This is a genomic window from Polaromonas sp. C04 (assembly GCF_002002705.1).
Taxonomy (GTDB): domain Bacteria; phylum Pseudomonadota; class Gammaproteobacteria; order Burkholderiales; family Burkholderiaceae_C; genus Rhodoferax_A.
Genome location: NZ_MUNS01000040.1, coordinates 39636 through 53888, shown reverse-complemented (window position 1 = coordinate 53888; position 14253 = coordinate 39636). Strand labels below are relative to the sequence as shown.

Here is a 14253-nt window from a genome sequence, read left to right as displayed (position 1 = left end):
TGGAGCCGGCGTTCGTTGAATAACTGTGACCCATCTGGGACCATCCGCGACAGACCTGCCTCAGCCGGGGCGGGTCAGTTCCCTAGCCGACCGAACCGGTCGCCCCCTTCAGTGGGTCCGCGGACGCCAGTGCACTCCGTCACGAGACTCCGCGTCCGGTGGCAGCAGCAAGAACCCGCCCTCCAGTGGTCGCGGTCGCGTTGGGCGTACTGCCTGCCAGTGACAGGTTTCATCAAAAGCCATCGCCGTGTTCGGTGGGCTCTCGGGCGCAAGCCAATGGACGTAGACGTATTCGAGTGCCTTGTCACCGGGGTCGAACTGACTGACTGAGTGCATGACCTTGCCATGGCGGACCGCTTCAACGTCGAGTCCGTCTACGGCTTCAAAGCCGATATGCACGATGCCCGGCAGCCCACTGGGCAGCTGCGCGCAACCATCCGCTAGGCGCTTAAAGATGTCGCGCGCCTTCTTGTCTATGGCCGCTTCGCCTCGGCTCTCCCAGTCAAAGACACAACCCGCGTCACACGAGGTCACGTAGACCGGGTTATTGGCAAACTTGACGAGCAACGAACTGATGATGTGCGCGTTCTGCTTGTAGCGACCCGTCAATAGTTCGTGCATTCGGGAGCTGCTCATGGCAACGTCATCCGTCGCCAGCAAAGCTTGAAGGGGCCCGAGGTCGAGTCGCTCGAGCCGCCCGACGGAAATGTCGTCACTCCAGGTAAGTGGCAGCAGCGCGCCGGCATCGAGCCATTCCCGCGCCTTGCGTGCCAAGTAGTCATTGGGCACGGAGTTGAGCTCAACTAGAAAGTCGGTCGTGCAAATGACGTTCAGGCCGCGAGTGTGAAATACGCGTGCTACGGGAAGCCAGAGCTCCTTGGCCCGAGTCCGTTCGGCTTCCGTGTAGTCGCCGCCCTCTAGGCGCTTGCACTCGACTGCCCAGTTGATGTCACCAAGCGACACGTCCATGTCGTAGGTCTTGGCAACGCCAGGCCGCTCCTCAAGGAAGGCTACCTCAGCACCTTCCCGGCGGTACGCGGCAGCGACCAAGAGTTCGAATAGACACGCATTCGGCTGGCCCTTCTCCGGGCCCACCATGCGGCGTACCCGGGCATCAACGCCGCCTACCCCTTGGAGTAGCTCCAGGTCGCGACCAATCGACGTGATGACCGGTACCACCCGGCTGCCATACATGAAGTCATAAATGGTTGGGTGGTCCAGGAACGCCTGCCCAAGAAACAAGTACCAGGCTATCTGGTCTCGCTCGTCGAAGAAGCGGCCTTTGCCCGTAGAGTCGTCGCCAGCGCCCGCGATGGAATCGACAAAGCGCTGCAGTGCGGCGAACCGGCGCTTTTTCCAATCATCAGGCTTGACGAAGCTGAGGAGCCATTCGACACCATTGCGCAGGTCGGGGTCATCAGGCCAGCCCGCGGGCTTGAGGTCGGCCTCAAAAATGTCGGGCGAAATCCAGACGCCCTTTCGCGCAGGCTTGGCCGGCGGGTTCTTCATGCTCTTCTTCACCGAATATCTCCTTGGGAATCCTACAGCGCACGTTGCTCTAGGGTACAGAAACCTGTTGTGCTCAGCGAAGGCGTGTGCGTCGGGGCCAGTTTCAACAGGAGCCGAGCGCTCCAGCGTTTGCTTACGGCTGCGAGCATGGGGACATAATGTCCTGGTGGGCGTAATGCGGCACCTCCTGAGGTCGGCCACGGTGCCAAACCGCCATCGTCAGGCACAGCGACGCGCTGCGAGGTCTCACGCACCGGCTGGATTCAGATTAACCGCTCTTGGGCAGGAGGCCGAATGCCGGCTCCCGGCCGGATTCTGCCCGGTGTCTGAGTGACCGCTCTTGGTCAATTCTGCCGCGTCTATGGCAATGGGGTGCGCGTGTGCCGCGGTTCGCAATACTGCTTCACGACGCGGCGCTCGTCGAGCCGATAGACTTGCGTTTGATAGAGCGCGAGGGCGGCTGAGGGCTGAGCGATGTTCGCCGCTCGCGACTTCACCCCGGATGCAGCCACAAAGGATTCGTCTGCGGCGTAATGCAAACGCCGAGATTGACCTTGCCCCTGATCGATGTAGTTCTTAGCCTATCGTTTACGCGGCCTTTTTGCGCCGTGCCTCGTACCAGCGTTGTTCGTACTGCATCGGGCTGAGGTAGCCCAGCGAGGAGTGCAGACGTCGGTGATTGTAGAAGGCCATCCAGTCCAAGACGGCGTCCGTGGCCTCGCGCCGGGTGGCTAATTTCCTGCCATACAGGCTCGCTGTCTTCAGCCGCCCCCACAAGCTCTCGGTCGGTGCGTTATCCCAGCAGTTGCCCTTCCTGCTCATCGATGCGCGTATACCCCAGTCCTTCAAAGCATACTGGAACTCGTGGCTGCAACACTGGCTGCCGCGGTCGCTATGGAATATAAGGCCTGCGGCGGGGCGACGGCGCCACCATGCCATGGCCAGCGCATCCTTGACGAGACTGGCGTGCATGTGCGGCTGCATGCTCCAGCCCACCACCCGGCGGCTGAACAGGTCGATGACGGCCGCCAGGTACAGCCAACCCTCGTCGGTGGCGATGTGCGTGATGTCGCCGCTCCACAGCTAGTGCAGTGCGCCACTCTGTTCTGTACTTATCCCGTAGTGGCCGCGAGAGCGGCCCTGGCCCGCGTGACCTTGGCCAGGATGTCGCAGGCGCGAGCGGTCCAGATGAAGGGCTTGGGATCGATGTTGTGATGGGCAACATACAGATCGATGGCCAGCTCCAGTTCGGCCACGCTGGTGAAGCTGTCACGCCGGATGCGCTTGTCGGTGATGTCTCGAAAGAAGCGCTCGACCATGTTCAGCCACGACGCGCTGGTGGGTGTGAAGTGCATGACGAAGCGTGGGTGCCGCGCCAGCCACTGCTGCACGTCGGGGTGGCTGTGCGTGGCGTAGTTGTCCACGATCAGATGCAGGCTCAGGTGCTTGGGCGTGCGCCGCTCGATGAGCCGCAGGAACTTGAGCCACTCGCCGTGGCGGTGCCGCGGCTGGCACATCGAGATCACGCTGCCGTCCAGCGTGTTGAGGGCTGCAAACAACGTGGTCGTGCCGTGGCGCTTGTAGTCGTGGGTGACGGTGCCGGCACGCCCGCGCTTCATCGGCAGTCCCGGCTGCGTGCGGTTCAAGGCCTGGATCTGACTCTTCTCGTCGCAACTGAGCACCAGCGCATGCTCGGGCGGGTTCATGTACAGGCCCACCACGTCCAGCAACTTGTCCTGGAAGCGGGGATCACTCGACAGCTTGAAGCCGCGGCTCAGGTGCGGCTTGAGGCCATGGCTGTGCCAAACGCGGCGGATGGTCGTGGCACCCGTTCCAAGATGCTCGGCCAGTGTGCGGGTGCTCCAGTGGGTGGCGTTGACTGGCCTGTCATGCAACGTGGCATGCACGATGCGCGACTCCATCTGCGCCGTGACCGTGGCGGGCCGACCTGCGCGCGGAGCATCCTTGCGAAGCGCATCGATGCCGCCGTCCAGAAAGCGCAGGCGCCACAACGCCACTTGCCGGCGATCGAGCCCCGCCTCGACCGCGATGTCCTTGTTCTGCCAGCCCTGGGCGGCCAGCAAGACCACGACCGCTCTCTGCTGAAGCCGAGCCTGCACTCGCCGGCCCTTGGCCAACACACGAAGCTCCCGCTCCGTGTGCTCGTCCAGTTCAATCGTCTTGGCAATCCGCATCGCTCCAACCTCCTGAGCGATTGGAGTATGCCGACTCAAATAAGTTCTATTACTTCACGCGCAGTACACTAGATACCGTTCGCGCCACCTTGAAGAAATCCCGCATTTCAGCTGGCTGACGATAGGTTTTCCAGGGGATGGTGCCACCACAGTGCTGCGCGTACCTCCTGATTTTTCGATGGAGCGTTGATCGAGTCTTGGACGAGAATTTTTTTTGATAACTATCGAATGACAGCGAAAGATCAATGTAGTTGTGCTGATACTGGAGCGGCACGTAGCAGACGTAGTCGCCGATTCGACTCAGCGTGGGAATCGCCGTCGCAACTGGGATGCCCCGGATCAGAAAGCCCTGGCTGCCAGGGGCCAATTCCACGGCCGGCGGTGCGAGCGGGCCCGCAACCGGTGCTTCGCCAAATGGGTCCGCATCCCGGACATGGAGCCTGCGCGACACGCTGAACAGCGTCCAGTCACTCAGTTGAAACTTGAACGGCACCGGTCGATCCTGCCACTGGCTCATTGGTACTTTCTCCGATAGGCTCGCTCGATCATGCGCAGCCCGGTCATCCATGGCGGTGACTTCAAGGGGCCTGGCTGCGATTGCGTGACCTTCGGGATCAGGCCCTGAAACCCCCGCACCCGAAAACAATCCGAGTTCCTTTCCAGAAAGGCGCAAAGCCTTTCAAAGCGTTTGACGACGACTTCGTCGGGCCGATTCATGGCCAGGTTCATCAATTCAAAGCTATGAGACAGCAGGACAAACGAACTTCGTCCAGCCTCCAGGGCTTGCCACAGTAGTCGTTCCAGCTCCTTGTAAGAGCAGGCGGTCAACTGCGCGTGTCGCAGGGAGCGTGTCCCATCATGGAACACGGTCATTGGATACTCGTGGACACCCCGGCATTCAATGGGCTCGACGAGGGTCACGCCCGGCATGACGCCGCTGTCCGGCCCGAACATGCTGGCGTTATAACTGCTGTCAAATGGAATGTGATTTGTGGCAAGTGCTGTCAAGGTGTCTGCATTGAACGCAAAGCTCCCCGCCCTGAAAGCGTTGACCTCCTTTGCGCCGGCGTTGGAAACCAGCCTTTTGCCAAGGGCAATCAGTTGCGTCTGCTCTTCGAGCGAAAAGTATCGCAAGTGTTGGCGCTTTTCCCGCAAGTGCTCGAAAATCGGCTGACGCGACTCATCGGCCCATTCAGTATGCAGGTGCAATTGCACCTCTTGTAAGCCGTCGTTAAGCAAACCTACGATCTCCGCCAACGGCTGATTTCCGAAGCGCGTCGAAAAAAGTGACTCGACGAAAAATACACCCGTCAGCCCGTGCTGCTTCAAGATCTTGATCTTGTGCGGCAACCCAAAGTCACCTTTTGGAGTGGGTCCATAAATGTATTTTCGAAAGGCACCCGGAAATTTTTCATCGATGTTGTGCCAGCCATCGCACCAAATTTCCACGTCCACAGTGAAGAAAATATCTAGCATGTGTCCCTTAATTATCAGCGGTGCCGATAGTTCCGGCTGACCACATGGCCCGGCCCCAACCTCATGCCAGAGAGGTGCTATCACTAAATAATTGCATCATGCAGATCAATGCGGGTGTTGTCGCGGTACTCGCCGCGGCCCGCAGACTCCAGCGTGCCGATGCCGGCCAGCCGGTTGTTCACGGCGCGTATCGCGTCGGCTCCGGGCGCCACCTTTAAGAACACACCGCCGAGCGGCAGCGGGTTGACCAGCGTGTTGTTTTCCAGGTCGATCTCGTTGCGGGGCCATTTGTAGCCTTCGGCGCCAAATGAGATCAGGACGGGGTTCTCTGTGCCGGCGCTTTGCGCAATGGTGTTGCCCGCCACGTAGGCCATGCCGCCATTCGGAAACTCCAGCTCGTAGCTGGCCGTGCCGCCAGCCCCGTCGATCAGCCGGTTGTTGACGATGCGGCTCACGGCCGCCCGGCTCTTGAGCAGGTGGCCGATGTGCGCGTGATGAAAATAGCTGCCCGTCACCGACAGCCGCGCAATCTGCCCCACGTACAGGTTGTGGTTGTGGCCGTCGGGGCGCTGGTTGTAGGCAAACTCGCTGTTGTCGATGTCGAGCACCGTGGCGGGGTCGTTGTTGGTGAGCAGCCCCATTTCGTTGTACATGAAGCGGCAGTTGCGCACCTGCAGCGAGCCGCTTTCCAGCCGGATGCCTGCGCCATTGTGGTCGGGCACCGCCGCACCCTCGAAATCAAAGCCGTCCACACGCATGCCGTGCGCGCGCACCACCCAGATGCCCTTGCCTTCGGCCGCGGCGCCACGGGCCAGCAGGCGCACGCGCCCACCCACGGCGCGCAGCGTGAGGTTGTCCTGCGTCCACACGGCCACATCCCCCGCGTAGGTGCCGGAATCTACATCAATAGTGGCCCCAGCCCTTGCCAGCCGTGCGGCATCGGCTATTGTTTTTATAGTTTCACTGGCACCGACGTGGATGACCTGCGGAGCAGGCTCCGCCGCGCCGGCCCGCGCGCTGCCGGGCAGTGCAATTACCAGGCAGAACAGCGCGATCGCAGTCAGGCCCGCGACAGCACCGGGGCGCCGCGGCCGCGCCTGCACGTGTGCCTGCGGCTGGCGCGGCAGCGTCCAGGCCACCAGCACCAGCAGGTAAAAGAGCCAGGCCACGCGCGGCACATCGACCAGACTGTCAAACAGTCCGACCACGGCAAAACCGCTCAGGCTGGCGGCCAGCGCCGGCGCCAGCGGCTGCCGGCGCGCGCCGCCCAGGCTCGTGCGCCACAAGGCGCCCGCCAGCAGCAGGCTCCACAGCGCGAGCCCGACCAGGCCCTGATCGAACAGCACGTCCATGTACAGGCTCTTGATGTGCCAGGGCATGTGGTAGCGGTCGCTCGAGAAGAACCAGTGCGCCATGCCGGCCGAGAAGTCACCATTGGTGAGCAGCTCGCGCCCGTCGGCGCTGGTCAAGGCCAGATCGGCCAGGTTGGCTACGCCCCCCTGTGTTGCCATCGCCATGGAAAACGCCAGTAGCCGGGGCGCATACCAGTCGCCGCGAGTGACCGCGCCGCCCTTCAAGGGCACGCGCAGGTCCTGCCACACGCCCGGCATGCCCTTGACGGAGGGCTCCGCCAGGATGCAGCCCGCGTTGTAGAGCAGATGCTTTTCGCACACTTCAAAATGCAGTTGCACGTCCTTATCGGCCCGCACCCGTGCCGTCACCAGGGCCGAGCTGCCGGGCGGCTCCACCCGCTGCGAGACCCGAAACATTTCACCCCAACCCAGCACGTGCAACCCCCCGGTGAGCGTGAGGAAGGTGCTGCCATCTTCGCGTTTGAGCCGGTAGTCGCCGGGGTGCTGCTCCGGGTCGCCCAGCAAAAAATAATTGGCTGGAAAGCGCCCCATGCCCTTGCCCAGCCACCAGTCGGCCGGCGTGCGCAACATGTCGCGGCCCAGTCGCCAATGCGCGAGCCTGACGTTAAGGTCTCCCTCGCCGGTGGAAAACCGGTCGCTCATGTACGCGCCGCCGTCCATCACGCCAACTACCGCCGCTACCAGAGCCAAGGTGCATGCCGTGGTGGCCTGCCAGCGCAACGCCTGCGGCCACAAGGGTTTGCGGCGCACACCCGCCACCACACTCACCGTCAACATGGCCAGCAAGGCGGGTGCGGCATGCCGCAGCCCTGCCGTTTCACCCCAGTGGTTTGCCACCAGTGCGCCAGCCGCCACAGTCGCCAAAAATCCGCCAAAAGCCATGGGGCCAGCCATTACAGCCGCAGGGGTTGCGTGCCGGCCAAGCCACAGCATGACCACCGTCAAGCCTGCCGCCAGCCCCCACGCCACATAGGCGCCCTTGGGCAGCAGCCAGCCTATCGCGCCCGCCAGCAGCATCAGCACCAGTCCCAGCGCCATGCCTGCCAGCCACTGGTTGGCTTTGAAGCGGCGCAATACCTGCGCCAACGGCAGCATCAGTGCCACCGTGCCCAGCAGCGCCGCCATGCCCCGGTAGCCGCTGGTCTGGAACATCCAGGCCGCACCGACGCCAAACCCGACCATGAGCCATAGCGTTGTACCCAGATGCATGCCGTTGTCCGACTGACTCGTGGGCATGGCTCCCGAGCCCGGCGCCGGGGCGAGCAGCTTGATCTGCCGCGCGTGCAAGCCCAAAAACACCGTTAGGCCGATGGGCACCGCCAGGTAAACGCCGCGCGAAAACGTCGTTAGGCAGGCATAGGCGCCCAGCGCCAGCACGGCGGCCGCCAGACCCCAGCGGGTCGGCGTACGGGCCAGCATCAGCTCGCGCAGTGCAAAGGGCACGGTCAGGGCCAAAAAGCCATCGAGCGCGGCACCGCCCACATGCATCTCCCAAAACAGGCCGGTGGTGCGGTAGTCCGAAGAAAAATTGAGCAGCCCGGTAAATGCCGTCCGCTCCCAAACAGTGGCCAACGATGCGCCAGCCAGCCCCAGCATCAGGCCCCACGCCAGCAGGCGCTGCGTGCGTTCTGGCTGTTCCCTGACGGCGCTTTGCCACAGTGGAAGCACCAGCAGCGCCAGCAAAATACTCTTGCCCAGCCGCACACTGTTCATCGGCTCCAGATAACCCTGGAACCAGCCAAAGCTGAATCCGCCCGCGTCCGCAAAGCCCCGGCCCACAGCAACCAGGGTGGACAGCGCAAACAGCAAAGCCAGCAGCCAGGCCAGCACCGACACGCCCGCCATGCCCGCCGCAGCGTCCCGCGCGCCGCCATCGACCGCCTTGTTCGCCGATGCGGGCCAAGCCAAGCGCGCATAACCACCGGCCGCCACCGCCAGAATCAGGATATCCAGCTCTTCAAAGGTGATCCAGCCCGTCCAGGGCGCCAGGCCAATCAAGGGCAGCAGCGCCGGCACCAGCAGCAACCACAGCTGCGGCCAGGCAAAAAAGGCGCCCCAGCCTGCCAGCACCAAGGCGGTCATCACGGCAGGGGCCAGCGGGTAGTGCAGGGCCAGCGTCAGGCCGGTGGCCCCCGAAATCAGGGCCAGCACGACGGGCAGCAACGTCAGGCGCGTGGCGTCGCGTCGATCTGTGCGCGGATGGTGGTGGACATGCTCTGCCATAGAGTCCTGTGGGTGTCTTCCTGACGGCGCCAGTGCGGCGGGCAGCACACTTTGTACCACGCGTCCGCGTTGAAAACTGCGTCAAGTGACGCTTGGGCTACCCGCACAGTGTTCCAGCTCTGCCAGGGCCCAGGTAGTTCAAAGTACTGACGAAACGCAGTTAGCCGACTAGAATCTGCCCATGGTCAAACGCGTTGTTATTGATGGTCGACCGAAGGGCGCTGCGCAGATCCGGCCCAACCTTTTTGCTGTTGAACGGGAACGCATTCTCGTGCTGGTGTTAGTGCTCTTTGTCGGCATGATGAGGGCAGCGCCGGCGCATTCACAAGTGAATCCAATTGGTGGTTGTGGCCAGTTGGCAAACCACTACGGCCCTTATGACTATCGAACGCAACGCGACAAGCTGGCAATTGTTGATCAGTTTCACTTTACGCCGGAGGTGGAAGCCCTTATCAAGGGCAATACGAGTTCGATTGGTGGCGACTTGGGTTATACGTTGCGCACATCCCCCAATCATCTGCGTGCTCTAATGTCGATGGCTCGGCTGGCAGAAAGGCTGAAAACCCCAGAAATCCCGGATATGCATTATTCTGTTGAGTGCTATTTCATCAGGGCTATTCAATTTGCGCCAGACGACACCCTTGTGCGTATTGTGTATGCGCAGTACCTTGCCAAAACCAATAAAACGAATGCGGCATTAAAAGAGCTGCAAGAGGCAGATTTTTATGCCAAAGACAATGGGTTTTCTCATTACAATATTGGGCTCGAATATTTTGATCTAAAGCAGTATGACAAGGCACGAGTACAGGCGCACAAGGCCTTGCAATTGGGGTTCAATGGAACGGCGCTGACTGACAAGTTGAAGAGTGTTAACCAATGGAAAGAGCCAGATATCTCAAATCCGCCCAATATCGCAAAGTAGGTCGTGACTGAGCTCGCTGAAGTCTCTGATGGAACGCATCGTTTCGACGGGGAAAACCATTATGGTGTCATTCGTTTGGGGCTAAGTTAGCCCTGACCGTATCGGACGAATCCTGCGCTCCGCGGTTGAGCGCCCGACAGGCCGACCCCCAATTGCGGCCGCCACGTATCATTGCCGTCGTTTCCCTTCCTTCGAATCACTGGATTGGCCGGGCGCCATCGATGAAAAAAAATTGGGTTCGTGACTCGTTCGTTTTGAGTTCGGATGATCTTAACCGCAGGGTTGCTACCGGCGCCGGCTTCAAGATTCTGGGCATTGCGCTGCGCGTTGCCATATCCATTGGATCAACGGCAGTTCTGGCGCGACTGTTGACCCCGGCAGATTTCGGCTATCTCGCGATGGCCACCGTGGTTACCGAGTTTGCGGCAATCTTTGGCACCTTTGGTTTCACCAACGTGCTTATTCAACGGCGCATGATCAACCGGCTGCAACTCGACACGGTGTTCTGGGCGACGCTGGCCATTGGGACTTTGCTTGCTGCCGTGGTGTTTGGACTGTCGTTTTTTGCAAGCTGGTTATTCGCGGACCCACTGGTAGCACCTCTTTTGCGTGTGCTGTGTTTGACTTTCGTCATAAACAGTCTCGATGCCGTTCCCTGGGTCGTGCTGTCACGCACTCTTCGCTTTCGCACGGAATTCTGGATTCAGATCGGTACGGTGGCCATCCGCACCGTGGCCGTGCTGGCGTTTGCTTACTCGGGCATGGGCGTCTGGAGCCTGGTGGTGGGCAGCCTGGTCGGCTCGCTGATTGCTGTCGTGCTGAACTTTGTCTGCGTGCCTTTTCGCCCGCGCCTGCGCTTTCACTTGCCGCTGCTCACATCGACCTGGCGTACCAGTAGCAGCTACTTCGGCGGCACCATGGCCTATTACGTCAGCATGAACCTTGACCTGTTGCTGATTGGCCGCTATTTGGGTGCGACCTCGTTGGGTTACTACCAGAATGCGCGTGCGCTGACGGACGAAATTCGCGCACGCATCGCGATGCCTATTCAAAGTGTGCTGTTTCCTGCATTCTCGGCACTGCAGACGGAGCGTGAGCGCTTTCAGCAACTCGTGATGCGGGTTGGCCGATTGCTTGCGGCGGTGGTCATTCCGATTGGTTTTGGCGTGTCGGCCAATGCGAGGGACCTGGTCCTGGTCCTGTATGGCGAGCAGTGGCGGCCAATGATTCCCGTGATGTCCATGTTTGGTCTGAGTGCAGCCATTCGCGCGGCCACCGCCATCGCATCGCCACTATTCAACGCGAACGACCGGGTGAGCCTGTCGCTGCGCTACAACGTGATTGGTACGGTATTGCTGGTGGTAGGTGTGATGCTGGCCATGCCGCATGGTATTGAGGCCGTGGCGGTGACGGTGGCGGTCATTTCCCTATACTCGCTTGTGAGCTTTCGCGTGGCGTTTGCGCTGATTGGGCTGAGTACCCGGCACATGGCGCAGGTACTTGGTCCGCCGACTCTGGCGGCGGCGGTGATGTGGTTGGCCACGGCCGGCTTGCGCGAAATCAGCGTAGGCTGGAGCACCCATGCCAGTGTGTTACTGCTGTTGCATGTTTTCGTTGGCGGTATCATTTATTTGATAACCCTGCATTTGCTCTCGCGTGACTACCTGAATGACTTCAGGCAGGCCGCGGTCACGCTGTTGAAGCCCTCCTGACCGAGTCAATAACAAAGATGCCCACTTCTCCCGCTGCTGGTGTAACGACCGAACCTTCGCCGGATTTTTGGCGCGACCCCGCTACCTATGACGGTACGCTGCAGCGAGACTTCATCGCCCCGCTTGAAGAGGCAGTGCAACTGCTTGGGCGGGCGCCGTACAGTCTGCAATTGGCGCTGCTGCAGCAATTGCACTGGTATTTCACCGTCGATCTGCGCGAGCGCGCCCCCACCGTTGCGCTAACTCCCGCTCAGGCACCCGCTTTCCATGACCGGATACGCCAGATCATGCGACACATTGACGCCGAGACGCTGGAGGCGCTCGACCCGCAGCAGGCCAGCCCCGAAGTGCGGCACGCACTGCTGTCCTACCAAGACCCGGTGCTGCATTCAAGCGCGACCCTGGATGCCTATGACCACGACCAGGGTCTGGTCCGCTTGAGCTATTACGTGCATGGTGGCCCACCGGCCGAGACCTTCATGATCGACGAAGTCGCTGTTGCTCCAGCCTACGCCAAGTACCGCGCCTGCCGCTACTACCACCGCATGCTGCTGCGCCAGCGCATCGCGTGGCTTCCGGTAGCCAGTGCCAGGACGCTCAAGGTGTTGCTGGATGGTGCGTTGGTGCCTCTGGCGGTGGGTCCGCAGCCCTTTGCCGTGGGCAGTGGACGGGAGCCCATGGGGCTGACGGCCGATGAACCGCTACCAGCCGCCCGAGCCGCTTATCCGCCGGGTAAGGGCGGCCGGCAAGCACTGCCGCGCGGCTGGGCAGGCTGGAAGGTGCGCCTTCTGCGCGGGCTGGCGCGACTGCCAATCGTGCAGCGCAAGTTCGCCAAGGCCTGGGTGTTCGCTGACCGCGACGAAGACGCCGACGACAACGCTGAGCACCTGTACCGTTGGGTAAAGAAGCATCACCCCGAGATCAATGCCTGGTTCATGCTCAATCGCTCGTCGTCAGACTGGAATCGCTTGGCGGCAGAGGGATTTCGGCTCGTGCCACCGGGACTGAAGCGTAAATTGCTGATTCTGAACTGTGAGCACGTCATCTCTTCGCATGTGGACTATGAATTTGGCAGATTGGAGCGTGCCTGGTACGGCGATCTGATGAAATGGCGTTTTACCTTTGTTCCGCACGGTATATCCAAAGATGACGTTTCCCATTGGCTTGGTAGTCGAGCGTTCGACTTGTTCGTCACTACAAGTCCAGCCGAACACGAATCAATTGTGGGTAACGATACGCCGTACAACTACACTGAGCGAGAAGCACGGTATCTTGGGCTGCCACGTCGTGACCGACTGTTAGAGCTGACTGCACAAACGCCAATCTCTGGGGTTAACGTGCTGTTGATCATGCCGACGTGGAGAGCCGGTCTGGTTGATGACAGGGCCATATCCGGATCTGTCAAAGATCGGATGGCCGCTTTCGCCTCATCGGACTACGCGAAGCACTGGCGTGCACTATTGCACAACCGAGATTTGCGGAACTTGGCCCAACAGAACGGCATGAATCTCATGTTTATGGCGCATCCTAACGTTGCTTCTTACATAGAGGCGTTTGAACCGCCTGCTCACGTAAAAATTCTTACCAAGGCAGACACCAGTTTCATGCCACTGTTGTGCCGGAGCGTGGCCCTCATAACCGACTACACGTCTGTGGCATTTGAGATGGCGTTCCTGCGGCGAATGGTTTTTTACTACCAGTTTGATCGCAAGCATTTCTACGGCGGCGATCACAACTGGCGACCTGGTTATTTTGACTACGACCGCGACGGCTTTGGCCCGATTGCGTTAGACGAAAATGAATTGGTTGGTCACATCCAAAGCTTCTTTTCTAACGGTATCAAACCAACCCGTGAGTATTTGGAGCGGATGGAGCGGGCCATGCCGAATCGAGACCCCCGAGCCTGTCAACGCGTGTTCGAAAATATCCGGGCTATTCGTGCCCCGATTCCCGGTCGAAGCTAATCCGACTGTCTGCTCTGCCTCAGCCACAAAGCGCATTGCAATTGCCTGTACGGCCAATTGAACGACATCGCTTCAACGTGCGGCACACGGTGTGGAGTCTTTCATATTGCTCCTGACTTGAAGTCCTACAGGGGCAAGGCCACGACTGCAAATTGGATGTACTTGGTGTCTTTCAACTGGCGGTCGAACAGGATATATGTCAGCCTGCGCACCAATGATGGCGACCACCAGTTCTCATTGATCCCCACGATATTCTGGACCGAGAAACCGCTGTCTTCGAAAAGCCGATGCAGGCTCTTGCGCGTAAAAAAACGAAGATGTGTTCGGTCACGAATGCCACGATCCTCATATCGGAAATCACGATCTCGCAGCAAGTGCAATAGATTCTCTTGATGCAGCAAATTCGGGATCGATGCCACGACGCAGCCTCCGGTTCTTAGCTTTGGCCGAGCTGTTCGCAACGCTTCCCACGGATCCACCAGGTGTTCAAGGACGTCATTGAACACAATCACATCGAAATAGTCGTCGGGCACCGCTGTCGTTGCGCTGAATGTGTCAGTGATCACATGGTCAAGCACGATTGCTGCCTTTGTTGCTGCATCTTCGTTGGGCTCAACGCCCCAGACTTCCACCTTGCCTCGGGTCTTCAGCCCTTCTCCGAAGGCGCCGGTATTGCAGCCGATGTCCAGTACGCGTTCAGCAGCCATTGGAATAAATGGGTGCATTTCGCTACGGAAGTTGTGGGGGTAGTGAATGCTCATTTGTTACCGTCTCTCTTGTTCAAAGGATGTGCTCTTCGGTCCAATGATTCTCAAACTCGAACCATCCTTTTATGCGCTGGCTCTACTACGTCGGCCCTGCAAAATTCATTTTTCACTC

Annotated in this window: 9 protein-coding genes and 1 pseudogene; 3 read left to right on the top strand and 7 right to left on the bottom strand. The window is 60.1% G+C overall.

What is annotated here, in order from left to right:
- Positions 1–108: 108 nt before the first annotated feature.
- The 6 genes and pseudogenes from B0E49_RS16180 to B0E49_RS16155 form a co-directional block, all read right to left on the bottom strand.
- On the bottom strand, positions 109–1521 hold the full coding sequence (locus B0E49_RS16180) for a hypothetical protein (protein WP_077563329.1): 1413 nt from the start codon (positions 1519–1521) through the stop codon (positions 109–111).
- Between the two features lie 576 nt (positions 1522–2097).
- Positions 2098–2592, bottom strand: a pseudogene (locus B0E49_RS16175) (IS3 family transposase); the annotation flags it as partial.
- A gap of 29 nt (positions 2593–2621) precedes the next feature.
- The gene (locus B0E49_RS16170) at positions 2622–3704 is read right to left on the bottom strand and encodes an IS630 family transposase (protein ID WP_077563327.1); all 1083 of its coding nucleotides are present in this window, start codon (positions 3702–3704) and stop codon (positions 2622–2624) included.
- Between the two features lie 49 nt (positions 3705–3753).
- Positions 3754–4221 (bottom strand): hypothetical protein, encoded by a 468-nt coding sequence (locus B0E49_RS16165; RefSeq protein WP_077563326.1) that lies wholly within the window; start codon positions 4219–4221, stop codon positions 3754–3756.
- Positions 4218–5180 (bottom strand): polysaccharide deacetylase family protein, encoded by a 963-nt coding sequence (locus B0E49_RS16160; protein ID WP_077563324.1) that lies wholly within the window; start codon positions 5178–5180, stop codon positions 4218–4220. Before B0E49_RS16160 ends, B0E49_RS16165 begins: the two co-directional genes overlap by 4 nt.
- A gap of 83 nt (positions 5181–5263) precedes the next feature.
- A complete protein-coding gene (locus tag B0E49_RS16155) occupies positions 5264–8776 on the bottom strand; it encodes a hypothetical protein (protein ID WP_077563322.1) in 3513 nt (1170 codons plus the stop codon).
- Between the two features lie 181 nt (positions 8777–8957).
- Between B0E49_RS16155 and B0E49_RS16150 the strand changes: the two genes are divergently transcribed.
- From B0E49_RS16150 to B0E49_RS16140, 3 genes are all read left to right on the top strand, one after another.
- Positions 8958–9698: a tetratricopeptide repeat protein gene (locus B0E49_RS16150; RefSeq protein ID WP_077563321.1), complete on the top strand. Its 741-nt coding sequence runs from the start codon at positions 8958–8960 to the stop codon at positions 9696–9698.
- A 221-nt stretch (positions 9699–9919) separates the two neighbouring features.
- Positions 9920–11410, top strand: coding sequence for a lipopolysaccharide biosynthesis protein (locus B0E49_RS16145; RefSeq protein WP_077563319.1), 1491 nt, complete (start codon positions 9920–9922; stop codon positions 11408–11410).
- 17 nt (positions 11411–11427) lie between these two features.
- On the top strand, positions 11428–13374 hold the full coding sequence (locus B0E49_RS16140; protein ID WP_077563317.1) for a CDP-glycerol glycerophosphotransferase family protein: 1947 nt from the start codon (positions 11428–11430) through the stop codon (positions 13372–13374).
- Between the two features lie 125 nt (positions 13375–13499).
- Here the strand turns inward: B0E49_RS16140 and B0E49_RS16135 are convergent, their stop codons facing one another.
- Positions 13500–14135 carry a class I SAM-dependent methyltransferase gene (locus B0E49_RS16135; protein ID WP_077563315.1) on the bottom strand — a complete coding sequence of 212 codons (636 nt, stop codon included), beginning with the start codon at positions 14133–14135 and terminating at the stop codon, positions 13500–13502.
- Between the last annotated feature and the right edge of the window lie 118 nt (positions 14136–14253).